Below are 23,650 nucleotides of genomic sequence, written 5' to 3'. Positions count from 1 at the left end.
TGACAACCCTGACACTGGCCCTGGGTGCCGGGATCTGGTGGGTGACAGCCGATCCGCTGGCAGAGGACCGGGCTACAAAGGTGCCTGAACGGGTCTGCGAGGACCGCATTCCAGGAGGGCAGGTCAAGCCTCTGCTCCCCGCTCGCGACGGAAAGCTCAAGGAAGAAACGCTGTACTTCGACAGGCTCTACGATCAAGGGCACTGCATCTTGAGCACCAAGAACGAAGAGGTGCTCATAGCAGTCGAGTCCATTCCGGTGTACCGGTATCCGCGCGAAAGCACGCAACGCCAAGGGATTCCCATTTCCCTGGGACCAGCTTACGGATACATGTCGAAGGAACACTCCATCCAGCTCTACATCCCGTGCGCCGCCAAGTACAAAACGCAACGAGTAGTCGTGGGGGTGACCGCGACGACCAACCAACCCGACACCGCTACCGCCCCACCCCGCGCCGAACCCGTCGAAGGTGATGACAAGGTGGCGGCCTTCACCGCGGCCGTGGCCCGCGAGATCACCCGCGACTGGCTCAAATGTCCCGGTGCTGACAAGCTGCCCGACGGCCCCGTGAAGATCCACTGGCCGTAGCGGGCCGTGCCAGGGACGGCCGGGGCGGGCGGGCGCCGCGAGGCGTGGTCAGCCGACGAACGCGGCTACCGCCACCACCACGAGCAGCAGGATGAGCGTGCCGCTCACGATCAGGCTTCGAATCTTCGGGTCCACCCTCCGAGGTTAGCCCGAGCGTCGCGCGAGGAGGTCACCGACCCGGCGCGGCCCCGCGTCCCCTCCCGCTCAGGCGGGTGGGCCCGAGCCGGGGTGTGGCGGGTTCCGGGGCCGGCCGGCCCGAGGCCCGGCTACTCGCCCAGCGGCCAGGACGCCACGGTCTGGTAGCGCGGCTGGGCGCCGGGTACGCCGGGCTCGGGGAGGTTGCTGCGGACCAGGCTGAGCGTGTCGGCGCGCCACGGGCGGCCCTCGAAGTCGGCGAGGGCGGCGGCGTAACGGGGCAGGTCGGCGGCGTGGGCGCGGTCGCGGGCGAGGGTGAGGTGGGGGGTGTAGGAACGGTGCTCGGCCATGTCGACGCCCGCGCGGCGGGCCGCCGCCGAGGCCGAGTCGGCCAGCCGGCGCATCGGGGGCAGGCCGCCGGACGCCCCGGCCCACAGCGCGCGGTCGCCGAAGGTGCCGCCGCCCTGGAAACGGAGTTGGAACGCGCCGTTGCGGTGCGCGGCCCGGCCGAGTCGGGTGTACAGCTCGGGCACCGTGTCGGCGTCCACCTCGCCGTAGAAGGCGAGCGTGAAGTGCCAGCCGGCGCGGGCGGTCCAGGTCAGCCGGTCAGCGCCGGGCAGGTCGTGCAACGGGGCGACGGCGGCGGCGAGTTCCGCGGTGGCCGCCGCCGGCGGCAGCACGGCTGCGAAGAGTCTCATCCGCTCAGTGTCGCCCACCGCCTCCGGCGCCCGACCTGCCGGGCGGGGCGAGACACCGACGGGACCCACCGACCAGGCCACCGGACCCGATGGCAGAGCCCATCGGCCGAGCCGCAGGACGGGCAACCGAGCCCAACGGCTGGGCTCACCAGCCGGGCCGGGCCACGTGCCGGACCCATCAGCCGAACCCACCGGCCGAACCCACGACCGGCCCACCCGCCGAGCCAGGCAGACCCACCGGCCGAACCCACCGGCCGAACCACCCGCCGGCCAGGCAGACCCATCAGCCGGGCCGACGACCGAAACCACCCGCCGGGCCGGGCCGGCTCACCAACCGGCCCGCCCCCGCCGGCCGGCCCGAAGGCGGGGGGGCGGGCCGGCGCGGGGGCTCGCCCCAGGCGTACCGGGCCCCGCTACCTCGACTTCGCCAGCGAATTGTCCACGCCCACGCCCCGCGCGGCGCCGCCGCCCGGCCGCGGGCCGCCCTCGCGCGGGCCACCACGCCCGGCGGCCCGCTCCGGCGCGGAGACGGGGTCCCGCGCGGAGCCGGGCTCCGGCGCGTCAGCGGACTCCGCCGCGTAGGGCCGCACCGGCGCGTAGCCGGACCGCGACGCGTCGGCGGCCCGCGACGTGGGCGCGGCCTCCGCATCCTCACGCGCACGCTCCGTCGCGTCCGCGCGCGCTCCCTCCCCCACGTCCCCGGCGACGCTCCCCGCGCCGCCCGGAGGGCTCACCACCCCCGCGCGCGGCACGAGCCGTACGCCTCGGCGTGGGTCGAGTCGGAGGCGGTGGCCGCCGACGTGGACGAGGATCAGACCGACGGTGCCGGCGGCCAGCGCGGAGACGAGGCCGCCGGCGGCGAAGCCGGCTCGGGCGCCGTAGGTGTCGGTCGCCCAGCCGACGAGCGGGCCGCCGATGGGGGTGCCGCCGACGAAGACCATCATGTACAGGCTCATGACGCGGCCCCGCATGGACGGGTCGGTCGCGAGCTGCACGCTGGCGTTGGCGGTGACGTTGAACGTCAGACCGAAGACGCCGATCGGGACCATCAGCGCGGCGAAGGCCCAGAACGCGGGCGTGAACGCGGCGACGATCTCCAGCAGGCCGAACACCAGCGCCGCGCCCACCAGCATGCGCAGCCGCGAGGTGCCGCGTCGGGCGGCGAGCAGCGCCCCGGTCAGCGAGCCGGCGGCCATCAACGTGTTGAGCAGGCCGTACGTGCCGGGGCCGGCGTGGAAGACGTCGTCGGCGAAGGCGGTCAGCCAGATGGGGAAGTTGAAGCCGAAGGTGCCGATGAAGCCGACGAGCACGATCGGCCAGAGCAGTTCGGGGCGACCGGCGACGTACCGCAGGCCCTCGCGCAACTGTCCCTTGCCGCGCGGCGCGCGCTCCACGTGGTGCAGCTCGCCGGTCCGCATCATCAGCAGGCCGATCAGCGGAGCCGTGAAGGAGAGCCCGTTGAGCAGGAACGCCCAGCCGCTGCCGACGGCGGTGATCAGGACGCCGGCCACGGCGGGGCCGACGAGGCGGGCGGACTGGAAGTTCGCGGAGTTCAGGCTGACGGCGTTGCGCAGGTCCTTCGGGCCGACCATCTCCATGACGAACGCCTGCCGGGCGGGGGTGTCCACCACGGTGACCATGCCGAGCAGGAAGGCGATCAGGTAGACGTGCCAGACCTGGACGTGGCCGCTGAGGGTGAGCGCGGCGAGCGCGAACCCGCACAGGCCGAGCGCGGTCTGCGTGAACAGCAGGATGCCGCGCTTGGAGTAGCGGTCGGCGATGACGCCGCCGTACAGGCCGAACAGCAGCATCGGCAGGAACTGGAGCGCGGTGGTGATGCCGACGGCGGTGGCCGAGCCGGTGAGTCCGAGCACCAGCCAGTCCTGGGTGATGCGGGACATCCAGGTGCCGGTGTTGGATATGACGGCGCCGCTGGCGAAGAGCCGGTAGTTGCGGACCCTGAGCGAGCTGAACATCGTGCCGCGCGTCGGCGGCGAAGCGGTGGTCGGTTTCGGTGCGGGTGCGGAGTCTGCTCCGGGTCCCGTACTCAAAGCGGCTTCGCCTCCTTTCGGTAGGGGGGCCGCCCCTGGGGCGGCCCCGTGTTCACGGTGCTTGGCTTCGTGCGTCCTCGTGGTGTGCGGTTTCCCGGCCGGCTGGCCCGGGGCGGGCCGGCGAGCCGGGGGCGGCGGCCCGGTGGTCGGGCCGCCGGTGGATCGGGCCCGGCCGGTGGGCGGTCGGGGGGCCGGCGCGCAGGTGGGCCGGGCGCCGGGGCGGGCGTTACAGGTGGGCGAGCTTTTCCAGGACGGGCGCGGCGGCCCGCAACGTGGCCCACTCGTCCTCGTCGAGCTGACCGGCCAGGTCGGCCAGCCAGGCGTTGCGCTTGCGGCGGCTCTCCTCCAGCATCGCCTCGGCCCGCTCCGTCTGGGAGACGACCTTCTGGCGGCGGTCCTCGGGGTGCGGCTCCAGCCTGACCAGGCTCTTGGCTTCGAGCAGGGCCACGATGCGGGTCATCGACGGCGGCTGTACGTGTTCTCTGCGGGCCAGCTCGCCCGGCGTGGCCGAGCCGCAGCGCGCGAGGGTGCCCAGAACCGACATCTCGGTCGGGCTGAGCGATTCGTCAACGCGTCCGCCGCGCCCACCGTCGGTACCAAGCGGCTGGTGCTTGAGACGTCGGGAGAGTCGCATCACGGCGGATCGCAGTGCGTTCACGGCGGCAGCGTCGTCGCCGGTCAAGTCAGGCATGTATTTAGCGTAACTCATTACGCTACCTAACAAAACCCAATAACGTTTCCCCTGCGAATCACCCATACGAGTGATCTCGCGCCATAAAGCGAACGACCAGCGCCCCGGCCCCGGCAACGCTGTCCCCCATGGGATCAACGGTGCTCAGCTTGCGGATCGACGGGGAGTTGCTCGACCGGATGCGCCAGCATGCCGCCAGACGGGGCATGAGCGTCCAGGAGTACGTGGTCCGGACGCTGGTCCGGGAGGACTTCGACGAGCGCTTCCACGCCTCGGTCGACGAGACGGCCGCCTTCTACGCCGAGCCGGGCACACCGTCGTCGCCCGCCAGCCCCCACTGACCCACGGCGCCGGCGCGCGCCACCGCGCCCCGCGCACGCCGGCCACCCCACCCACGCGCCGACGCTGACACCGGCGCCGACGTCCACCCTCCGCCCCAACAGCCACCGGGCCCGACCGGCGCGCTGCCGACGGGCCCGGTGACGGGGTCAGGCGGGGTGCGGTGCGTGGTGGCGCGGACCGGCCCGGCCCGCGCCACCACGTCACCCGCACGGGGGCGGACGCTATTTGACGCCCAGCGCCTGCTCGATCGGGTTGAGCAGGAAGTACACCAGGAAGCACGCCCCGACGACGTTGAGCAGCCAGGGGATCTCGCGCCACCGCTGGGTCGCCACGCGCAGCAGGATGAAGGCCAGCACGCCGATCCCGATGCCGTTGGTGATGCTGTACGTGAACGGCATCGCGATGATCGTGAGGAACGCCGGGACGGCGATCGTCACGTCGTTCCAGTCGATCTCCTTGACGTTGGCCGCCATGATCAGGAAGCCGACGACCAGCAACGCGGGCGTCGCCGCCTGGGAGGGCACGACCTTGGCCAGCGGCGTGAACACGAGCGCGAGCAGGAAGAGCCCGCCGGTCACGATGTTGGCCAGGCCCGTGCGGGCGCCCTCGCCGACGCCGGCGGTGGACTCCACGAAGCAGGTGTTGGCCGAGGCGGAGCCGAAGCCGCCGCCCGCCACGGCGATGCCGTCCACCATGAGGATGCGGCCCATCCCCGGGAGCTGGCCCTTCTCGTCGGTGAGCCCGGCCTCCTCGCCGACGCCGATGATGGTGCCCATCGCGTCGAAGAAGCCCGACAGCAGCACCGTGAAGACGAACAGGCAGCCGGTGAGGACGCCCACCTCCTTGAACCCGCCGAAGAGGCTGATCTCGCCGATGAGTCCGAAGTCGGGGCTGCCCACCACGCTGTCCGGCACCTCGGGCACGGACAGGCCCCAGCTCTTGTCCGGGATGGTGACGATCGCGTTGATGATGATGGCGACGAAGGCCATCACCGTGATGCCGATGAGGATCGCGCCCCGCGTCTTGCGGACGACCAGGACGAACGTCAGCGCCAGGCCGAGCACGAAGACGACCACCGGCCAGCCCTGGAGCTGGCCCTCGACGCCGAGGCCGAGCGGGACGCTGGTCCTGGCGTCGTCCGGGTTGCGGGTGACGAAGCCGGAGTCCACCAGGCCGATGAGCGAGATGAACAGGCCGATGCCGATGGCGATGGCGCGCCGGAGCCCGCCGGGAATGGCGTCCATGACGCGTTGCCGCAGTCCGGAGGCGACCAGGATCATCAGCACCAGGCCGGCCAGCACGACCATGCCCATCGCGTCCGGCCAGCTCATCTTCGGCGCGAGCTGGAGCGAGACGACGGCGTTGATGCCCAGGCCCGCCGCGATGGCGATCGGGACGTTGCCGATGACGCCCATGAGCAGCGTGGTGAGGCCGGCCATCAGGGCGGTGGCCGTCACGAGCTGCCCGTTGTCCAGGTAGTGCTCGTACTTGTCGTGCCCCGACCCGAGGATGATCGGGTTCAGCACGATGATGTACGCCATGGCGAAGAAGGTCGCCAGCCCGCCACGCAGCTCGCGGGCGACCGTCGAGCCCCGCTGCGTGATCTTGAAGAACCGGTCGACGGCGTTCTGCGGCTCGGGCGGGGAAGGCTGCGGGGCGCTGGCCGCGGCGGTAGCCGAGGGGGACATGCGGGACCTCAGTCGGACGGGCCTTGAGGGAAGGCGGGGGTGGGGTGACGCAAGGGGACGGAGCGGGGCCATCCGCCGCTGGCCGACAGGTGGTGACGGCGCGCGCCGCCGACCCCTTCTCGCACCCGCGTTGGGATGTTCCTACGAACAAGTCCGGACGAAACTGGACCGTTGCAGTATGAACAAACAAGGAGGAGATTGCTATCTCCGCGCGTAGACCTATATAGATCCACTTCGGTCCGGGGCGCCCTGTCGACCTCGGGCGCGACGCTCGGCGCCCCCGGCGGCCGGCCCCGGGGCACGGACTACGCTGAGGGCATGAAGAAGTGGACCCCCCTGCACGAGGCGCCCGAGCCCCTGGAGGGCAACGTCGTCGCCACGATCACCGGTGGCACGATCGTGTGGTTCGTCCTCTTCCTCGTCCAGCTCCCCTTCTACGGCTGGTTCGACGACCACGGCCACCTGTGGTGGCTGTGGACCTGCCTGGCCGGCGCGGGTCTGGGGCTGATCGGGATCTGGTACGTGCGCAAGCGGGACGAGGCGCTGCGCCGGCACGCGGCCCGCGCCGCCGACGCCGCCCCCACCGGCGGGGCCGGGCCCTCAGCGGCATAGCCGCCGGCCGAGGTGGCGTAACCCTCGGTCGACGCGCGATCACCGCAGGTCAGACGAGGTGTGCGGGGCGAGCGGGGCGGGGTGGTGGGGCGGTGCCCCCGACGCGGCGACGGGCCTTCGGGTTGCCGGAAGAGTTGAGAGAACCGCCACCTGTTTTTGGTGTGCGTTCAAGGGGTGCGGGCCGCCTTCCCCCCGTACCGTCGTCTCATGACCTACCGGGCTGAGACCGCAGTCGACGAACCTGATCCGGACGGCGGTCCGCCCTCCGCGCGAACCGACGCGGCGACGCGTCACCCCGACCATCCCGGGCTGAGCACGGCCGAGGTCGCGGAGCGGGTGAGCCGGGGCGAGGTCAACGACGTGCCCGTGCGCTCCTCGCGCTCGACCGCCGACATCGTGCGCGCCAACGTCTTCACGCGCTTCAACGCGATCATCGGCGTCCTGTTCGTCATCATGCTGATCGTCGCGCCGATCCAGGACGCGCTGTTCGGCTTCGTGATCGTGGCCAACACCGCGATCGGCATCATCCAGGAGCTGCGCGCCAAGAAGACGCTGGACAGCCTGGCCGTCATCGGCGAGGCCAAGCCGTCCGTGCGTCGGGACGGGGTCTCCGGTGAGATCCCGGTCGGCGAGATCGTGCTGGGCGACCTGGTCGAGCTGGGGCCCGGCGACAAGTGCGTGGTCGACGGCGAGGTCGTGGAGGCCGACGGGCTGGAGATCGACGAGTCGCTGCTGACCGGCGAGGCGGACCCGGTGCTCAAGCGCCCGGGCGACCCGGTGATGTCCGGGTCCTTCGTGGTCGCGGGCGGCGGCGCGTTCACCGCGACCAAGGTCGGCCGGGAGGCGTACGCGGTCCAGCTCGCCGAGGAGGCGTCGCGGTTCACGCTGGTCCACTCCGAGCTGCGCAGCGGCATCAGCCAGATCCTCAAGTACGTGACCTGGATGATGATCCCCACCGCGATCGGGCTGGTCATCAGCCAGAGCGTGGTGGAGAACAACGACTGGCGCGAGGCGGTGCGCCGGATGGTCGGCGGCATCGTGCCGATGGTGCCCGAGGGTCTGGTGCTGCTGACCTCGGTGGCCTTCGCGATCGGGGTGATCCGGCTGGGCCGCAAGCAGTGCCTGGTGCAGGAGCTGCCCGCGATCGAGGGTCTGGCCCGGGTGGACGTGGTGTGCCTGGACAAGACCGGCACGCTCACCGAGGGCGGCATGGACGTCACCGAGGTGCGGCTGCTGGCCTCGGGCGAGGAGCGTTCCGACGACGGGACCGCCGCTCGGGGCACGCCGGACGAGGCGTACGTGGGGCAGGTGCTCGGCGCGCTCGGCGGCTCCGACCCACGGCCCAACGCCAGCCTCCAGGCGATCATCGACCGGTACCCCGAGCGGGACGGCTGGGAGTGCACGGCCGCGCTGCCGTTCTCCTCGGCCCGCAAGTACAGCGGTGCCACGCTGAGCGAGCCGGGCGGCGCGGAGCGCACCTGGCTGCTGGGCGCCCCGGACGTGCTGCTGCCCGCCGACGACCCGGCGCTCGCGGAGATCGAGAGCCTGAACACGCAGGGTCTGCGGGTGCTGTTGCTGGCCGGTACGGAGCGGGAGCTGGAGCACGAGCGGGTCGCCGAGGGCGTACGGCCCACCGCGCTGATCGTCCTCGAACAGCGGCTGCGGCCCGACGCGGCCGACACGCTGCGGTACTTCGCGGAGCAGAACGTCGCGGCGAAGGTCATCTCGGGTGACAACGCCGTCTCGGTGGGGGCGGTGGCCGGCAAGCTGGGGCTGCCGGGGGCCGAGCACACGGTGGACGCCCGTCGACTGCCGGCCGACCGCGAGGAGATGGCCACCGCGTTGGAGGAGGGCGCGGTATTCGGTCGCGTCACCCCGCAGCAGAAGCGGGACATGGTGGGCGCGCTCCAGTCGCGCGGTCACAACGTGGCGATGACCGGTGACGGCGTCAACGACGTGCTGGCGCTCAAGGACGCGGACATCGGCGTCGCGATGGGCTCGGGCTCGGAGGCCACCCGCGCGGTCGCCCAGATCGTGCTGCTCAACAACAGCTTCTCGACGCTGCCGTCGGTGGTCGCCGAGGGCCGTCGGGTGATCGGCAACATCGAGCGGGTCGCCAACCTGTTCCTGGTCAAGACCGTGTACTCGGTACTGCTGGCACTGCTGGTGGTCTGCTCGCAGGTCTCGTACCCGTTCCTGCCCCGGCACCTGACACTGCTGTCCACGCTGACCATCGGCGTGCCGGCGTTCTTCCTGGCGCTGGCCCCCAACAAGGAACGGGCGCGGCCCCACTTCGTACGCCGGGTGATGCGGTACGCGATCCCCGCCGGCGCCATCGCGGCCATCGCCACCTTCGCCACCTACCTCGTCGCCCGGCACGTCTACACCGGCGAGGGCGCGCGGGACGCGGAGACCAGCGCGGCCACCCTGACGCTGTTCCTGATCTCGATGTGGGTGCTGGCGATCATCGCGCGGCCGTACACCTGGTGGCGGATCGGGCTGGTGCTGACGATGGCGCTCGGCTTCGTCATCGTGATCGTGACGCCCTGGTTGCAGGACTTCTTCGCGCTGAAGCTGGTGGGCGCGTCGATGCCGTGGACGGCGGTGGGCATCGCGGTGGCCGCCTCCGTCGTGCTGGAGGTGGCCTGGCGCTGGGTGGGTCGTCGCTTCCCGGCGTAACACCCCGGGTGTGGACGTCGCCTCCCCGCGGGGGCGGCGGACGCCCCGTCACACACGAGCGGGCCCGCGCCGATGACGGCGCGGGCCCGACCCGTTCCGGCGCGGGTGCCGGGGCCGCGGGGCGGCTGGCCGGCCGGCCGGTTCGCTGACTACTTGACGTCGACGAAGTCCACGCCGGAGGCGACCGCGGCGTGCGTGCTGTAACCGGCGAAGTTCCAGCGCCAGTCACCGTCCACCGACGCCTTGACCGTGGTCTTGTAGTCGCCGTTCTTGTTGCCCTTGACCGTCTTGACGGTCGAGAAGGTCTTGGCGCCCTTCTTGCGGAACTCCAGCTTGGCCGACTGGTTGCCGTGGTTGACCCACTTGTTGTCGCCGAAGACGTCCCAGTGGGCGCGGGTCAGCTTGCCCGTGACCGTGAGCGTCTTGCCCTTCTTGACGGGCTCGGGGGAGGCGTTGACCGTCAGCTTCCCCTGCCGCTGGAGCTTGAAGGACCCGGCCTTGGCGCTCTCGTAGAAGTCGCCGTCCTTGGCGTCCACCCAGGCGTCCACGTACCACGTGCCGGCCAGCGCGTTGGTGTACAGGTCCACGCGCGGGTCGACGGTGAAGGTCGCGGTGCAGGTCGCGGCCTTCTTGTTGGCCGCGGCCACGCACTTGACGCCCTTGTTCGGCGTGAAGAACCCGGCGGACGGGCCCTTGATGGTGATGTCCGCGGCCTTGATGCCCGAGTTGTCCTGGGCCGTGACAGCGACGGTGAAGCTCTTGGCACCGCTGGTGCCGATGACGACGTTCTTGCCGCCGTTGGCGACCACCTTGGTGATCTTGGTGTCGCCGTAGCCGCTCGCGTGTGCCGTCGTCGCGGTCAGACCGCTGAGTGCGGTGACACCGGCGACAGCGAGTACGGCCAGAGATGCGCTCTTGCGCATAAATCCCCCCATACGATGAAAAGGGCTCCGTCCTATCTCATGAGATGACGGAGTCCGACGGGAGCGACTGTACGTATTTCACCCGCCATTCACAACTGTTTCCGGAGTCCCATGAGTTGGGCCGAACACGCGCACGCCTCCACCACCCCGGTCGCCCCCGTGACCACGTCCACCCCAGGGGACGCGAGCCACTCGAAAGGGTGCGCCACAGGGCGCGGCGGGCGCGGGGCGCGGCGGCGCGCGGGAGGTCAGGCGACGGCGGTGCCCTCAAGCTCGACCAGTTGGCCGGGCAGGGCCAGCCGCGTCACCCCGAGCAGCGTGGTGGTCGGCGCCACCGAGGCGGCGGCCAGCCGCGCCGCGAGCACGCCGTAGTGCCGCAGGAGCAGGTCGACATCGGTGGTGTAGACGTTGAGCCGCACGAGGTCGGCCAGCGACATGTCGGCCTCGCCGAGCACGGCCACCAGGTTGTCGACACTCAGCGCCAACTGCGCCGCCAGGTCCCCCTCGTGTCGGGGCTCGCCGTCGCGACCTGTCGCGGTCTGCCCCGACAGGTACAGCGTCCGGGTCTGTCCCTGGACGAGAACGCCCTGGTGAAAGCCCATCTCCGCCGACCATGTCGTCGGGTTGACCGCCGTTCGTTCCACTGTCATGTCCGTTCCGTTCGCCTCGTGGTGAGTACGCGCGCCCGTCGGTGCGACCACCGCCGGATTCGACGTCGCGCAACGAGCCTCCCGGCAGATCACGACACCCTCTGTCACGTACTCCCCTACAGTTCCTCCATGCGTGCCGACCGGCTGGTCTCCCTGGTCCTCCTGCTGCGTCAGCGCGGTCGGCTGACCGCGGACACGCTGGCCCGCGAGCTGGAGGTGTCGACCCGTACCGTGCTGCGCGACATCCAGGCACTGTCGTCAGCCGGCGTCCCGGTGTACGCCGAACGCGGCCCGCACGGCGGCTTCGCGCTGCTGCCCGGCTTCCGGACCGAGCTGACCGGGCTCAACCACGACGAGGCCCTGGCGCTGCTGACCGCCGGATCGGGGCGCGCGGAGCGCGTGTTCGGCCTCGGCCCGGCGCTCGCCTCGGCCCTGCGGAAGGTGGTCGACGCACTGCCCGAGGACCACCGGGCCAGCGCGAGCGACGCGGCCCGGCGCATCCTCGTCGACCCGCGCACCGATCTGCTCGCCCGGCGGGTGGCCACCGACGCGGTGGTCGGCCCCGCGATGGTCGCGGTACGGCGCGCGGTGCTGGCCGGGCACCGGTTGCGCATCCACTACGCGGCCACGGGCCAGCCGCCCCGGTGGCGCACGGTGGACCCGATCGGCCTGGTCACCGTGGGCGGCCGGGGCTATCTGCTGGCCACGCGGGACGGCGCGGACCGTACGTACCGACTCTCCCGGGTGGAGGCCGCCGAGGAACTGCCCGAACCGGCGGAGCGGCCGAACGGGATCGACCTGGACCAGATCTGGCGGGAGCGCTCCGCGCGGTTCCTCTTCGAGGGCGGCCAGCACCTCAGCGCGCTGGTGCGGGTGCGCGCGGCGCGGCGGGAGGAGCTGCTGGAGACCGCGCTGGCCGTCCGCGCGGAGGAGCCCGACGCCGAGGGCTGGTCCCGGCTGGAGGTCACCTTCCAGGACGCGCGGCACGCCGAGTGGGCGTTGTGGGAACTGGGCCCGGACGCGGAGGCGCTGACCCCCCGTTCGTTGCGCGCCTCCCTGCACGCCCGCGCCACGGCCATCGCCACCCGCTACGCGGACTCCGCCTGAGCACGCGAGAACCGGCGGCGGCCGCGCGCTCGGGCTCAGGCCGCTCAGGCTGTCGGCGGGGTGGTGGCGCAGGCCGCCGCGATAGCCCGGGTGTCCCAGTAGAAGGGGCGGATCTCGGTGATCCGCCCGTCCCTGACCGTGAGGGTCTGGAGGATCGGGAAGTCGAGCGCGCGGCCGGTGGCGCGGGCGCGGGCGCGCACCCGGGTGTGGACGACGGCGGTCTCACCCGTGGCGAGGAACTCCTGTTCCACCATGGCGAAGGACTCCCACACCTGCCCCATGCGCAGGAAGAACCGCGCCAGGCCGCTGTGCCCGAGCCAGGTGCCGCCGTAGGGCAGACCGGCCGCCTGGCGCAGTACGACGTCGTACGAGAAGAAGGGCGCGAGCAGGCCGAACGAGGCCGCGCCCGGCCCCCCGGCCGCCAGGTAGGCCGCCTCGGCCGCGTACATGCCGGTGAGCAGGGCCGTCGAGTCCGTGGCGGGCGCGGCGACGGAGGCGCCGGCGGACGGGGCGGGGGTGGCGGCGGGTCGGGCGAGGCCAGGGGCGGGGGGAGTGGCGGGCCCGGTGGTGGGTGACGGCGTCATGTCACCAGCCTGCGCACGCGCGGGGGTTCGCGCTGGCGGCCATCGGACGTCGTTGTCCGACCCGGGGCCGCTCGCGCGGAGGACCCCGGGCCGGTCACGCGGGCCTGTCGCTCAGGCCGTGCCGCGCGGCCCGTCGAACCAGCGGGAGCGGGCCAGTTCCTCGGTGCGGGTGGGGTCCTCCAGGAGGGCGGCCACCTCGAAGCGGCGTTCCCACTGGCCGGCGGCCCAGCACAGACCGGCCGCGACGCCCTCGACGGTGGCCGCGTGCAGGGTGCCGTCGACGTACCGCCAGTCCAGCTCGACCTGGCGTACGCCCGCCGCGTCGCTCGCCGCCTCGGCCGTCCGGCCGAGCTCGACCAGCAGCTCCTCGTGTTCCACGTACGCCAGCGGGACGCCGGGCAGCAGTTCGCGGACCGCCTCGGCGACCTCGTGCGGCTCGCCGCGCGAGACCACCGGGGCGGGGTACGCCTCGCCGAGGCGGCGCACCTGGAGCAGTTCCGCCAACTCGCCGGCACGGGCCGGCGGGACCGGCAGCAGGGGCGCGCCCTCGGCCATGGCCAGCGGCAGCAGGTCCGGCGCGTCGGCGACCAGCGCGTCCGCCGCGTCCACCACCTGGACGGTGTACGCGTCCGGCCCCTGGTCAGCGGCGTACGTGACCGCCCGCAGCTCGTCGGGGAGGGTGACGTCCTCCGGGGCCAGGCCGGCCAGTGCCCCGTACAGGCCGCGCAGTTGGGCCGGGCCCACCTCGCCGGCCTCCTCCGCGAGGCGGGCCAGGAGTTCGGCGGCCCCGCCGGGCTCGTCGAGGAGCGCGGCCACCGACGTGCGCACCCCGAGCGCGCGCAGTACCTGCGCGTCCACGTCGGCGGTGTCGGCGGCCTCGTACAGGCCCGCGAGCAGCGGATCGCCGCCGGCGGCGCGCAGCCCCGCCGGGCGCCGGCCGTCGAGCACCGGGTGGCCGCGCAGCCACCACGCGGTGTACGGCCGCACGACCTCGGTGGTCCCGCCGGGCAGCAGCACCCGCACCGGGGTGGTGAGCGCGTCGCGCAGCGGCGGTCGGGAGAGCATGGCCAGGGCGAGCGGCCAGGCGTCGTCGTCCACCAGGTCCAGATCGCGTACGGCCACGATCTCGGTGGCCACCGGCGGCACCGACGTCGGCTCCAACGCGTCCAGCAGGTCCTCGCACCACACGTCCACCGCGTCGAGCACGCCCACGTCGTCGGGCTCGGGGTAGTCGCTGTCCCGGGGCTCCAGCTCGTCCGGGTCGAGCACCACGTCGGTGGCGCGCACCAGCGTGAAGCCGGCCAGCACACCCACCGCCGCCAGCGTCTCCTCGCCCCAGCGGTCGGCCAACTCGGCGTCGCAGGCGGCGAGTTCACCGGGTCGGATGACGCGCTCGAAGTCGCTGCCGGGCACCACCAGGTCACCGGCGAGCGCGGGCTCGCCGTCCTCGTCGGGCAGCGCGAGCGCGGCCAGCCACGGCTCGTCGCCGGGCGCCAGCCGCGCGTCCCGCACCAGCGTGAGCACCGTCTCGGCCAGCGCGTCGGCGTCCAGCGGGCCGCCGGGCGCGTCCCCGTCCGCGTACGCCTCGTCCAGGTACGGGTCGAAGTCGTCGGCCGCGTCCAGCGAGCCGGCGACCGCCGCCCGCACCTGCGGGGTGGTCAGCACGGCGCGCGGGGTGGCGGGCGTGGCGCCCAGCTTCTCCAGCAGCGGGTGCACGGCGTCGGGGTGGGCGACCTTGAGGCCGAGCCTCGCCAGCGTGCGGTGGTGGCGGGCCGCCGCGTCGGTGGCGTCGTCGGAGCCCCCGGCCGGGCCCTGGCCACCGGCGTAGGCCGGGCCGGCGGCCGGGTCCCGGTCGGCGCCGAGGCCCTCGGGCAGCGGCAGCAGCACCTGACGGGGGCCGATCGTCGTGCGGGCCGCGCCGCTCTCCTCGCCCCGGCGCCGGCCGGCGCCGGGGCTCAGCGGGGGGCCGGCCAGCGGCACCGGCAGGCCGGTCAGCAGCTCCGGATCGGTGCCGGCCAGCGCGTCGTACAGGCGCCGCCACCAGGTGGGGCGGCGTTCGGCGCCGGCGAGCCGCTCGATCATCTCGCCGAGCGGCACCCGGCCCACGTCCAGGGCGCGCAGTTCCGCCCGCCGCTCCAGGCCGGCGGGGAGCAGGTGGGGGAAGAGTTCGGCCAGTACGCGGACCGTCTCGGCGCCCGCGCCCTCCAGCACCTCCGCCTCCACCGGGCGCAGCACGCCCGGCGCGTCCTGGGCGGCGGGTTCGGCGTACGGGTCGGCGGGGGCCTCCGCGTCGGGGTCGGCCGCGCCCGGGACGGCGGCGGCCGGACCGGTGGCGGCGGGGTCGGCCGGGGCGCCGTCGACGCTCGCGTACGCGGTGGCCGCGCTCGGCAGGAAGGCCACCCGGGGCAGTTGGTCGAGGATCAGGCGGCGCAGGGCGCCGTCGAGTTCGCCCTTGCCCAGCGGCCCCGGCACCAGGTCGAGGGTGCCGACGGTCACCGGATGCCAGTCGCCGAGCAGCCCGGCGTACGCGTCGGCCGCGCGCGCCACCAGGAAGTCGGTGAGCGGGCCGGGCGCCACCCGGCGGCGGGTGGGCTCCAGCGGGAAGGAGGCGATGAGCAGCGCGGGCAGGCCCAGCGGCTCGTCCGTGGGGGTGGGCGCGTGCACGACCGGCGCGGCCCCGCCCCGGGCGGGCCCGGTACCGGGTACGCCGTTGTCGGCCCACTCCCCGCCGAGGCCGGGCAGCGCGGGCCCGCCGCCCAGCCGCGCCGGGGCGCCCGTCGCGTCCACCGGCACCGCCCAGGTGACCGACCACGCGGGGCGCAGTCGCTCCTCGACGGGGCGGTCGGCCAGGAGTTCGGCGCTCAGCGGGCCGCCGTCGCGGGCGACGCGCCAGCGGGTGGCACCGCTCTCGTGCGCGCTGTCCTCGATGACGACGTACGGCCCGTCCTGGCGGCGGCGCAGCGTCCGCACCCCGTCCGGGGTCTCCACGACGACCTCGGCCAGGCCCGGCAGGGTGAGCAGCAGCGAGGCGTCGATCGCGGCCAGCAGGCGGCGGGCCAGGTCCTCGGCGGCGCCGTCGCGCAGCGGCAGCACCACCACGGTGTCGTAGCCCTCGGGTGCGCGGCCCTCGGCGGGCAGCGGCAGCCGCAGCAGCGGCACGTGGCCCTCGCGGCGGCGCAGCTCGTCCGCCAGCTCCGCGCTCGCCTCGGCCGTGCTCCGGGCCAGTTCCCGCGCCTCGGCCAGCGACCAGCGCACGCCGCCGGTACGGCCCACGACGGCGGGCTCGTCGCTGACGGCGAGGACGGCGGCGAAGCCGACGCCGAACCGGCCGACGGCCAGCTCCTCCCGCGACGGGCCGGGCGAGGCCGCGTCGCGCTTGGCGGAGGCCCGCAGCGTGGACAGCGACTCGACGCCGGCCGCGTCCAGCGGGGCGCCGTTGTTGGCGGCGACCAGCACCGGCGGGGCCGGGCCGTCGCCCGCGTGCGGGCCGCCGACCGCGCCGGGCTCGTGCAGGGTCAGCCGGAGGCGGCCCGGGACCTGGGCGCGGGCCGCCGCGTCGGCGGCGTTCTGGGCGAGTTCGATGACGAGGCGGTCGCGGTAGCCGCCGAGCGCGAGATCCTCCTCGGCGTTGGCGTCCTCCCGGAAGCGCGCGGGCGACGCGGCCCACGCGTCCAGGACGCCGCGCCGCAGCCGCCCGGTACCGAACGGGTCCGCGTCCCCCGTCGTGCCGCGCACCATCGCCGTGCTGCTGCTCACGTGTGCTCTCCCCTGTGCCGGTCCGCCGGCGTTCCGTACGCGCGGTGCGTACGGCATGCCGACGGTGAACGTCCTGCGGTGAACGTACCGCCAACCCGCCGCGCCCTCCGACGCCCCCCGCCCCCTCCGCCAACGCCCCAGGTCACCACCGCGCCCGGGAGCTTTGGCCGCACGAGGTCCCGCCACCCGGACACGGCGGCGCCGGCGCGCGGCCGGCGGATCGCGGCGGCGGAGGGTCGGCGAAGGGGCGGCGCCGAAGGATCGGCGGGTTGGCCGGCCCGCGGCGCCCCGTGCGCGGGCGCCGAACGCCGGGCACCGAACGCCGCGAAGGTCAGACGGGCTCCGCCCGCCGCGCGCCACCGACCGATCCGCCCCTCCGCCGCCCTCGCGACCCGCCGACCCCGCAACCCGCCGACCCGCCGCGAGCGCGGCGTCCCGGGGCCGGTCCGACACGGAGGCCCCGGGGGGAGATCTGGGGCGGGAGGACCCGTGAAGGCGACCCGAAGGGGGACGCGCGGAAGGGGAGCCCGAGAGGAGAGCGTGACGGGGGACGGGAAAGGGCCCGCCCCGTGGGGGCGGGCCCGGTGGTCCGTGAGGTGTCAGGAGTGGCCGAGCTCCTCGGCGGGGCCGTCCGCTTCGACGGAGCCGCCGGTGCGGTCGGGGCGCAGGGTCAGCGGGTCGACCACGGTCTCGTCGATGACGGGCGGGGCCGGACGCGGCGGCGTGGGCATGACGGCGGCCTCGGAGTGGCCCCCGCAGCCGTAGCTGAGGGAGACCACACGGCCATCGGCGGGGCTGAACTCGTTGGCGCACACACCGAACGCCTGCCGCAGCGATCCCGTGAGCGGCACCAGGAACCCGCAGGTCATACAGGAGGCCGGGGCCGCCTGGGCCATCGGCGTCTGCTCGCCGTACGCCTCGTCCCAGCGGTCGGCGGCCACATGCAGCCCGTACCGGGACAGCACCCGGGCTCGGCCGAGGCCCAGCTCCTGGGCGACCCCCGCGATGGTGGCGATCACCGGTAGCCCGGTGCCGTCGGTCGCGGTGGCCGCGCCGGCGGGGCGGGCCGCCGGCGAGCCGGGCGTGAGGTCCGCGTCCTCGGTGTCGGCGAGCTGGGCGAGCTCGTCGGAGACGGCCGGCGACCGCTTGGCGTCGGCCGTTCCGGCCCCGGTCGCCGCACCGGCGGTCGACTCCTCGTCGGTCAGCGCGGAGTTGGGCGGCGGGGCGTCCTCGCCGGTGAAGCCCGGCTCCAGGCGCAGGTCGTCCGCGTCGGTCGGCAGCAGGTCGCCGGGGCCCATGTCACCCGGGCGCAGCCGCTCGCTCCACGGCACCCACTCCGGCGCGAGCAGCGCCTCGGGGCCGGGCAGCAACACCGACTCGTCGAGCGTGACGACCTTGGCGCGGGAGGCACGGGCGACGGTCACCGCCCAGCGCCAGCCCCGGTAACCGGGCTCTCCGCATTCGAAGAAATGGGTGACGACACGGTCTCCGTCAGCCACGGCGGCGACGTGTTCGCCGACCAGCCCCGGAAACGCCGCCTCCTGGGCCGCCGCACGGGCAAGATCGACCGCCTCGGCGCACAAGCGGTCCGGGGTACGGCTTCGCATCGCAGCACTCACAAGAATCGATTCTCTCCTACGCCGTCTCACGAGCGCGCCGGCCAAGCGGCCGGGACAGCGGACGGAGCGGACCTGGGGACCGCGTCGACGTCCGCGCCCGAACGGCCTCGGACGCACCAGTTACGTCCCATTCTGCGGGATGCTGACCCGATGCGTGGCCAAGAACGACCGCCAGTGGCGCGTAAGGCACGCTACCTTGTCGGGCTGCGCCGTCCCCACCCCGCCTCGGCTCCACGGGGTGCGCACGCCGCGCCGCCCGCCGGCCGCCCGCCCCCGCGCACGGCCCCCGCGCCGGTCCGCGCCGCGCCCCCGGGCACCCGCTTTCCCGGGCGCCCCTTGGGTCGTACGGCTTCCCCGGATGACCCACACCGGTGATCGCGGGCTCGGCGCGGCCCGCGTAACCCGTACCGCGTACCCCGTCACACCGATGCCGCCCGTCGCCCAAGCGGCCCGCGCGCGGCCCCGTCAACCGGCGGGGCGGGCTGCGAAGTGTGGGGGAAACGCGGAGGAGAAGCGGCGGAAAGTCGCTTACGCCGGCCTCGTTGGGTAGACGATGTCGTGGTGAGAGGCACGAGGTTCGCCGCGGGTGGCGCGATCGGAAGGTCGAGGCGCTCGTTCGGCCAGACGCTACGCCGCCCGTTCGCGAGCACGGCACGCGGCGTGCGGCGGGCTACCCATGCGCACGGGGCCGGGGAGTCCGGCCTCGGGAAGCTGATCGAGCTGCACGCGGTGAACTCCGCGGGCGACATGATGATCACCGTCGCCCTGGCGTCCACCGTCTTCTTCTCCGTACCGACGGACGAGGCGCGCGGCCGGGTGGCCCTCTACCTCGCCATCACGCTGGCCCCGTTCGCGTTGCTGGCGCCCGTGATCGGCCCGCTCCTGGACCGCATCCCGCACGGCCGCCGGGCGGCGATGGCCAGCGCCATGCTGACCCGGGCGCTGCTGGCGCTGACGATGGCCAACGTGGTCAGCGGCGGCGGCCTTGAGCTCTATCCGGCGGCCCTCGGGGTGCTGGTGGCGTCCAAGGCGTACGGGGTGGTGCGCTCCGCCGTCGTGCCCCGGCTGCTGCCCCCGCGCTTCTCGCTGGTCAAGGCGAACTCGCGGGTGACCCTCGGCGGGCTGCTGGCCACCGGCCTCGCGGCGCCCGTCGGCGCGGGGCTGCACCAGATCGGCCCGTCGTGGCCGCTGTACGGGGCGTGCGCGGTGTTCACCGTGGGCACGATCCTGTGCTTCACGCTGCCGCCCAAGGTGGACTCGGCCAAGGGCGAGGCGCGGGCCCACCTGATCGCGCACCCGCCCCACCTGCGCCCGCACGCCGCCGAGCACACGCGCCCCGCGCACCTGGCCGTCACGGCCCCCGTGCCGCACGGCGCGACGGCGGCCGAGCCGGTGGACGACACGCCGGGCGACACCGGCCCACCGGCGCGGACGGCGCCCCCGGACGGGGCCGCGCACCCCGACGCGCCCCCGACGCCCGAGGCGGCGGAGGCGGAGAGCCCGGGGCCGGACGCGGCGCCCGAAGCGGCGGCCCCGGGCGCCGGGCCCTCGGGCGCGGCGACATCGGACGCCGGAGCCCCGGGCATCGCACCCCCGGACGCCGGGCTCGCCGCCCAGGCCGAGCCGGCGCCGGAGGTCGCCCCGGCCCCGACGGGCACGCCCGCGTCGGCGACCGCCACGACCCCGACAGCCGCCGCGCCCGTCCCGGACCCGGCGCCCGCCACTCCCCCGGCCGGCCGCGAGGCCACCGCGTACGCGGACTGGGACGAGGAGCCGATCAAGCGGCCGGGGCTGCGGAACGTGGGCGCGTCCGTACTCCACGCGTGGCCCGCCAACGCCACCATGCGCACCCTCTCCGGCTTCCTGACGCTCTTCCTCGCGTTCATGCTGCGCGAGCACCCGTTGGGCGGGCTCAGTCCCGAGCTGTCGCTGGGCATGGTGGCCGTGTCGGCCGGCGCGGGCAACGCGCTGGGCACGGCGATCGGGGCCGGGCTGCGTGCCCGGGGGCCGGAGCTGATCATCGTCGCCGTGCTGACCACGGCCCTGGGCACGGCGATCACCGCCGCCGTGCTCTACAGCCAGGTGGCCGTCGCCGCGCTGGCGGCCGTCGCGGGCCTCTCCCAGGCGCTGGGCAAGCTGTCGCTGGACGCGCTGATCCAGCGGGACGTGCCGGAGAACGTCCGCACCTCCGCGTTCGCCCGTTCCGAGACCGCGCTCCAGATGTCGTGGGTCGTGGGCGGGGCGATCGGCATCGCACTGCCGCTCAACGGTGTCCTGGGCATGTCGGTGGCCGTCTGCTTCCTCGCGCTCGGCTGGCTCGGTACGGTGCGCGGGCTGCTCGCCTGCGCCCGGCGCGGCACGCCGCACCCGCGCGTGGCGTGATCCACGCGGCCCGATAGCCTGCCAGCATGACCACTGCCACGCGGCGGAGCCGCACTTCGATGTCGTCCTGGCGCAAGGGCCGCCGCGTCGCCGCCGCCGTCGGTGCCGTGTCCATCGGGCTGATCACCCTGGCCGCCTGTGACAAGCCGACCCCCCTGGCCACCGTGACCGTCGGCACCAGCTCGGTGAACTCCGAGGCCACCGAGGGCTGCTACGGCGACGGCAAGGTGCTCAACGAGCAGAAGACCAAGGACTGCCTCTCGAAGAAGGGCGGCGAGACGATCAAGGTCGCGCCCGGCGAGAAGGTGCGCATCGGCGTGGACCCGGAGATCGGTGAGTCCGGCTGGGTGCTGGTCTCGAACAACCCGCTCATGAAGGAACCGAGCAAGCACAACTACCGCAGCTTCAACGGCGACGACCTCTTCGAGCAGAAGGACCCGCAGTCCGGCCAGGTGGTGGGCATGCGCGACAAGGTCACCATCGCCATCGTGGAGCTGTCCAAGAACGACGGTCCGAAGGCCATGTGGCACTTCGAGCTGGAGCGCGAGGACTAGGAAGCCCCGACGAACCCGGCGAACCCGATGCCCCGGGCGCACGCCCCGTCGGCCGGTCGCCGTCCCCGTGACGGCCACCGGCCCGACCACTCCGTCGCGCGCCGCGCGCCCACCGGCCGCGCGCGAGCCGGGTGCGTACGGGTCGAGCGCGCGGCGGCCCGGCGCGTACGGGCCTGGTCCGCCGGGCGCCGGCGCGTTCGTCTCGGGGCCGGCCCGTGCCACGGGTCAGCCGTCCGGCCGTATCCGCCGCTGGCCGCCCGTGTCGCGCCCCGGCCGGCCACCGGTCGGGCGCGCGCCCGGCGCCACCCCCGCCCGTACGCGCCGTACGGGCCCGCAGCACCGCACCACCACTCCGCGTCACCGCACCACCCGCACCACCTCTCCCGCACACCGCACCGCACCGCGCGTCAGCCGCAGCTCGCCGGGGGCCGTCGCGGCCCGTCGCGCGGGTTTCGCGGGGCGCCTGGGCGTGGTGCCCGACCTCTGGGGGCGTGAGCCCATGCGCGCACTGATCGTCACCGCTGTTCCGGCCGAACGCGACGCGGTGGTGCGCGGCATCCGCGACGCCGGTGCCTTCGAGGGCGTGGAACGCGCCCTGCCCGGCGCCGCCGGGTACGCGCTGCACCGGCTGGCGCTGCCGGTCACCGGAGCCACCGACGCGCTGACGCTGGACGCGCTGGACGCCGACGTACTGGCGGCCGGCGTCGGGCCGGCCGCCTCCGCCGCCGCCACCGCAGGCGCCCTGGCCACCGCGCTGGCCGCCGGCCTCCCGTACGACCTGGTCGTCTCGGCCGGCATCGGCGGCGGCTTCCCGGCCCGCCGGCCCCAGCGACACCGCCCGACGGCGACCGACGCGCTCGACCCGACGGGACCGGCCGAGACGTCCGAACCGAACGGCTTGACCGACCCGGCCGAGCACGCCGGGGTGGTGCTCGGGTCCGTCGTGGTGGCCGACGCGATCGTGGCCGCCGACCTGGGCGCCGAGACGCCCGACGGCTTCGCCGCCGTCACCGACCTCGGCTTCGGCACCGTCGAGCACCTGCCGCCGGCGCGACTGGTGCGGCTCGCGGCCGAGGCCACCGGGGGCGTGCGCGGGAGCGTGCTCACCGTCTCGACGGTCACCGGGAGCGCCGAGCGCGCCGCCGCGCTGATCGCCCGTCACCCCCGGGCGGTGGCCGAGGCGATGGAGGGGTTCGGCGTGGCGGAGGCGGCCACGGCGTACGGGGTGCCGGTGCTGGAGATCCGCGCCCTGTCCAACGCGGTGGGCCCGCGCGACCGCGCCGCCTGGCGGATCGGCGCGGCACTGGCCGCCCTCACCGGCGCCTTCGAGTCCCTGGCGCGGGCGCTGCCGCGCGCCGCGACGGAGACCGACACCGAGACCGACGCCGAGACCGGGAGCGCGGCCGAAGCCGCGCCACGGGACTCCGCGCCCCCGGCCACGACGGTGGCCGAAACCGTGACCGACGCGCCAGAAACGGCGGAGAAGCGGACGTCGGCGGCCCCGGCGGGAACAGCGGAGGCCGCCAGCGCGCTGCACCAGGCGGCTTCCGACGCGCCGGCGGCCGGGGCGCCGCCCGGTCGCGCCGAGGCACCGGACGTCCCGGCCCAGGAAGCCGCCGCAGACCCATCCCGCGCGAGGAGGACCCCGTGACGACCGACAGCGCCGCACTCTCCGAGCAGGCCGGCGGCGGCGTGGACCCGCTGCGTATCGCCTACTCGCCGTGTCCCAACGACACGTTCGTCTTCGACGCCTGGGCGCACGGCCGCGTCCCCGGGGCGCCCGCGCTCGACGTGACCTTCGCGGACATCGACCTCACCAACGGCATGGCCGAGCGCGGCGAGCTCGACGTGCTCAAGGTCTCGTACGCGGTGCTGCCCTGGGTCCTGGACGAGTACGCGCTGCTGCCCTGCGGCGGGGCGCTGGGCCGGGGCTGCGGGCCGCTGGTCCTCACCTCGGGCCCGCGCGAGGCCGCCGACCTGGCCGGCCGCACGGTCGCGGTGCCCAGCGAGCGCTCGACGGCGTACCTGCTCTTCCGGCTGTGGGCGGCGACCGAGGTGCCCGGCGGCGTGGGCGAGGTCAAGGTGCTGCCCTTCCACGAGATCATGCCGGCCGTGCGCGCCGGCGAGGTGGACGCCGGCCTGGTCATCCACGAGGCGCGCTTCACCTACCAGAACTACGGGCTGCACTGCCTGGCCGACATGGGCGAGCACTGGGAGGAGACCACCGGGCTGCCCATCCCGCTCGGCGCGATCATCGCCCGCCGCGCGCTCGGCGCCGAGCGGCTGCGGGAGCTGGCCGACGCCACCCGCGCCTCGGTGCGCATGGCCTGGGACGACCCGCTGGCCTCGCGCCCGTACGTCCTGGAGCACGCGCAGGAGATGGACCCGGCCGTGGCGGACCAGCACATCGGCCTGTACGTCAACGAGTTCACGGCCGACCTCGGCGAGGACGGTTACGCCGCCGTGCGCGGGCTGCTCACCCGCGCCGCCGCCGAGGGCCTGGTGCCCGCCCTGCCCCCGGGCGCGTTCGACTTCGCCTGACCCGCGCCGCGCGTCCGTCCGCCACGGCCCCGCCCCTCCCGTACGCCACGG

17 protein-coding genes and 1 pseudogene are annotated in these 23,650 nt (G+C 74.6%); 9 read left to right on the top strand and 9 right to left on the bottom strand.

The window, feature by feature from the left end:
* Positions 1 to 41 precede the first annotated feature (41 nt).
* The gene (locus ACFVFR_RS00290; protein WP_383696307.1) at positions 42 to 587 is read left to right on the top strand and encodes a hypothetical protein; all 546 of its coding nucleotides are present in this window, start codon (positions 42 to 44) and stop codon (positions 585 to 587) included.
* A 266-nt stretch (positions 588 to 853) separates the two neighbouring features.
* On the opposite strand, the gene thpR is transcribed toward ACFVFR_RS00290, so the two are convergent.
* The 3 genes and pseudogenes from thpR to ACFVFR_RS00275 all read right to left on the bottom strand — a co-directional run bounded on the left by thpR (position 854) and on the right by ACFVFR_RS00275 (position 4,162).
* Positions 854 to 1,420 carry an RNA 2',3'-cyclic phosphodiesterase gene (gene thpR / locus ACFVFR_RS00285; RefSeq protein ID WP_383696304.1) on the bottom strand — a complete coding sequence of 189 codons (567 nt, stop codon included), beginning with the start codon at positions 1,418 to 1,420 and terminating at the stop codon, positions 854 to 856.
* 737 nt (positions 1,421 to 2,157) lie between these two features.
* Positions 2,158 to 3,471, bottom strand: a pseudogene (locus ACFVFR_RS00280) (MFS transporter); the annotation flags it as partial.
* 226 nt (positions 3,472 to 3,697) lie between these two features.
* Positions 3,698 to 4,162 (bottom strand): MarR family winged helix-turn-helix transcriptional regulator, encoded by a 465-nt coding sequence (locus tag ACFVFR_RS00275; protein WP_383696301.1) that lies wholly within the window; start codon positions 4,160 to 4,162, stop codon positions 3,698 to 3,700.
* 128 nt (positions 4,163 to 4,290) lie between these two features.
* On the opposite strand from ACFVFR_RS00275, the gene ACFVFR_RS00270 reads away from it, so the two are divergent.
* Positions 4,291 to 4,503: a ribbon-helix-helix protein, CopG family gene (locus ACFVFR_RS00270; RefSeq protein ID WP_383696298.1), complete on the top strand. Its 213-nt coding sequence runs from the start codon at positions 4,291 to 4,293 to the stop codon at positions 4,501 to 4,503.
* 222 nt (positions 4,504 to 4,725) lie between these two features.
* On the opposite strand, the gene ACFVFR_RS00265 is transcribed toward ACFVFR_RS00270, so the two are convergent.
* A complete protein-coding gene (locus tag ACFVFR_RS00265; protein ID WP_383696296.1) occupies positions 4,726 to 6,192 on the bottom strand; it encodes an NCS2 family permease in 1,467 nt (488 codons plus the stop codon).
* A gap of 318 nt (positions 6,193 to 6,510) precedes the next feature.
* Here ACFVFR_RS00265 and ACFVFR_RS00260 point away from each other — a divergent pair, with 318 nt between their 5' ends.
* Positions 6,511 to 6,804: a DUF2530 domain-containing protein gene (locus tag ACFVFR_RS00260; protein WP_383696293.1), complete on the top strand. Its 294-nt coding sequence runs from the start codon at positions 6,511 to 6,513 to the stop codon at positions 6,802 to 6,804.
* Positions 6,805 to 7,011: 207 nt separating this feature from the next.
* The gene (locus ACFVFR_RS00255; protein WP_383696290.1) at positions 7,012 to 9,483 is read left to right on the top strand and encodes an HAD-IC family P-type ATPase; all 2,472 of its coding nucleotides are present in this window, start codon (positions 7,012 to 7,014) and stop codon (positions 9,481 to 9,483) included.
* Positions 9,484 to 9,632: 149 nt separating this feature from the next.
* Here the strand turns inward: ACFVFR_RS00255 and ACFVFR_RS00250 are convergent, their stop codons facing one another.
* Together ACFVFR_RS00250 and ACFVFR_RS00245 are read right to left on the bottom strand one after the other, a co-directional pair.
* Positions 9,633 to 10,406, bottom strand: coding sequence for a calcium-binding protein (locus tag ACFVFR_RS00250; protein WP_383696286.1), 774 nt, complete (start codon positions 10,404 to 10,406; stop codon positions 9,633 to 9,635).
* 248 nt (positions 10,407 to 10,654) lie between these two features.
* Positions 10,655 to 11,050 carry a RidA family protein gene (locus tag ACFVFR_RS00245; protein ID WP_383696784.1) on the bottom strand — a complete coding sequence of 132 codons (396 nt, stop codon included), beginning with the start codon at positions 11,048 to 11,050 and terminating at the stop codon, positions 10,655 to 10,657.
* A 135-nt stretch (positions 11,051 to 11,185) separates the two neighbouring features.
* On the opposite strand from ACFVFR_RS00245, the gene ACFVFR_RS00240 reads away from it, so the two are divergent.
* Positions 11,186 to 12,163, top strand: coding sequence for a helix-turn-helix transcriptional regulator (locus tag ACFVFR_RS00240; RefSeq protein ID WP_383696283.1), 978 nt, complete (start codon positions 11,186 to 11,188; stop codon positions 12,161 to 12,163).
* A gap of 44 nt (positions 12,164 to 12,207) precedes the next feature.
* Here the strand turns inward: ACFVFR_RS00240 and ACFVFR_RS00235 are convergent, their stop codons facing one another.
* From ACFVFR_RS00235 to ACFVFR_RS00225, 3 genes are all read right to left on the bottom strand, one after another.
* The gene (locus ACFVFR_RS00235) at positions 12,208 to 12,612 is read right to left on the bottom strand and encodes a nuclear transport factor 2 family protein (protein WP_383696783.1); all 405 of its coding nucleotides are present in this window, start codon (positions 12,610 to 12,612) and stop codon (positions 12,208 to 12,210) included.
* A gap of 246 nt (positions 12,613 to 12,858) precedes the next feature.
* A complete protein-coding gene (locus ACFVFR_RS00230) occupies positions 12,859 to 16,485 on the bottom strand; it encodes a sacsin N-terminal ATP-binding-like domain-containing protein (RefSeq protein WP_383696780.1) in 3,627 nt (1,208 codons plus the stop codon).
* Between the two features lie 617 nt (positions 16,486 to 17,102).
* Positions 17,103 to 18,110, bottom strand: coding sequence for a DUF3027 domain-containing protein (locus ACFVFR_RS00225; RefSeq protein ID WP_383696280.1), 1,008 nt, complete (start codon positions 18,108 to 18,110; stop codon positions 17,103 to 17,105).
* A 573-nt stretch (positions 18,111 to 18,683) separates the two neighbouring features.
* On the opposite strand from ACFVFR_RS00225, the gene ACFVFR_RS00220 reads away from it, so the two are divergent.
* From ACFVFR_RS00220 to ACFVFR_RS00205, 4 genes are all read left to right on the top strand, one after another.
* The gene (locus ACFVFR_RS00220; RefSeq protein WP_383696277.1) at positions 18,684 to 20,504 is read left to right on the top strand and encodes an MFS transporter; all 1,821 of its coding nucleotides are present in this window, start codon (positions 18,684 to 18,686) and stop codon (positions 20,502 to 20,504) included.
* A 26-nt stretch (positions 20,505 to 20,530) separates the two neighbouring features.
* A complete protein-coding gene (locus tag ACFVFR_RS00215) occupies positions 20,531 to 21,058 on the top strand; it encodes a hypothetical protein (protein WP_383696274.1) in 528 nt (175 codons plus the stop codon).
* Between the two features lie 556 nt (positions 21,059 to 21,614).
* Positions 21,615 to 22,709: a futalosine hydrolase gene (mqnB, locus tag ACFVFR_RS00210; protein ID WP_383696779.1), complete on the top strand. Its 1,095-nt coding sequence runs from the start codon at positions 21,615 to 21,617 to the stop codon at positions 22,707 to 22,709.
* Positions 22,706 to 23,599, top strand: coding sequence for a 1,4-dihydroxy-6-naphthoate synthase (locus ACFVFR_RS00205; RefSeq protein ID WP_383696271.1), 894 nt, complete (start codon positions 22,706 to 22,708; stop codon positions 23,597 to 23,599). Before mqnB ends, ACFVFR_RS00205 begins: the two co-directional genes overlap by 4 nt.
* Positions 23,600 to 23,650 lie beyond the last annotated feature (51 nt).

It is taken from the genome of Streptomyces sp. NPDC057702 (assembly GCF_042799315.1).
Lineage (GTDB): Bacteria > Actinomycetota > Actinomycetes > Streptomycetales > Streptomycetaceae > Streptomyces.
This window is presented reverse-complemented; position numbering and strand designations above follow the sequence as displayed.

Excerpts from the sequence above, each read along its gene's own strand:
- ACFVFR_RS00255 (WP_383696290.1), top strand. The coding sequence starts at position 7,012 with ATGACCTACCGGGCTGAGACCGCAGTCGACGAACCTGATCCGGACGGC.
- ACFVFR_RS00260 (WP_383696293.1), top strand. The coding sequence starts at position 6,511 with ATGAAGAAGTGGACCCCCCTGCACGAGGCGCCCGAGCCCCTGGAGGGC.
- ACFVFR_RS00215 (WP_383696274.1), top strand. The coding sequence starts at position 20,531 with ATGACCACTGCCACGCGGCGGAGCCGCACTTCGATGTCGTCCTGGCGC.
- ACFVFR_RS00235 (WP_383696783.1), bottom strand. The coding sequence starts at position 12,612 with ATGTACGCGGCCGAGGCGGCCTACCTGGCGGCCGGGGGGCCGGGCGCG.
- ACFVFR_RS00230 (WP_383696780.1), bottom strand. The coding sequence starts at position 16,485 with ATGGTGCGCGGCACGACGGGGGACGCGGACCCGTTCGGTACCGGGCGG.
- ACFVFR_RS00275 (WP_383696301.1), bottom strand. The coding sequence starts at position 4,162 with ATGCCTGACTTGACCGGCGACGACGCTGCCGCCGTGAACGCACTGCGA.
- ACFVFR_RS00270 (WP_383696298.1), top strand. The coding sequence starts at position 4,291 with ATGGGATCAACGGTGCTCAGCTTGCGGATCGACGGGGAGTTGCTCGAC.
- ACFVFR_RS00225 (WP_383696280.1), bottom strand. The coding sequence starts at position 18,110 with ATGCGAAGCCGTACCCCGGACCGCTTGTGCGCCGAGGCGGTCGATCTT.
- thpR (WP_383696304.1), bottom strand. The coding sequence starts at position 1,420 with ATGAGACTCTTCGCAGCCGTGCTGCCGCCGGCGGCGGCCACCGCGGAA.
- ACFVFR_RS00250 (WP_383696286.1), bottom strand. The coding sequence starts at position 10,406 with ATGCGCAAGAGCGCATCTCTGGCCGTACTCGCTGTCGCCGGTGTCACC.
- ACFVFR_RS00240 (WP_383696283.1), top strand. The coding sequence starts at position 11,186 with ATGCGTGCCGACCGGCTGGTCTCCCTGGTCCTCCTGCTGCGTCAGCGC.
- ACFVFR_RS00265 (WP_383696296.1), bottom strand. The coding sequence starts at position 6,192 with ATGTCCCCCTCGGCTACCGCCGCGGCCAGCGCCCCGCAGCCTTCCCCG.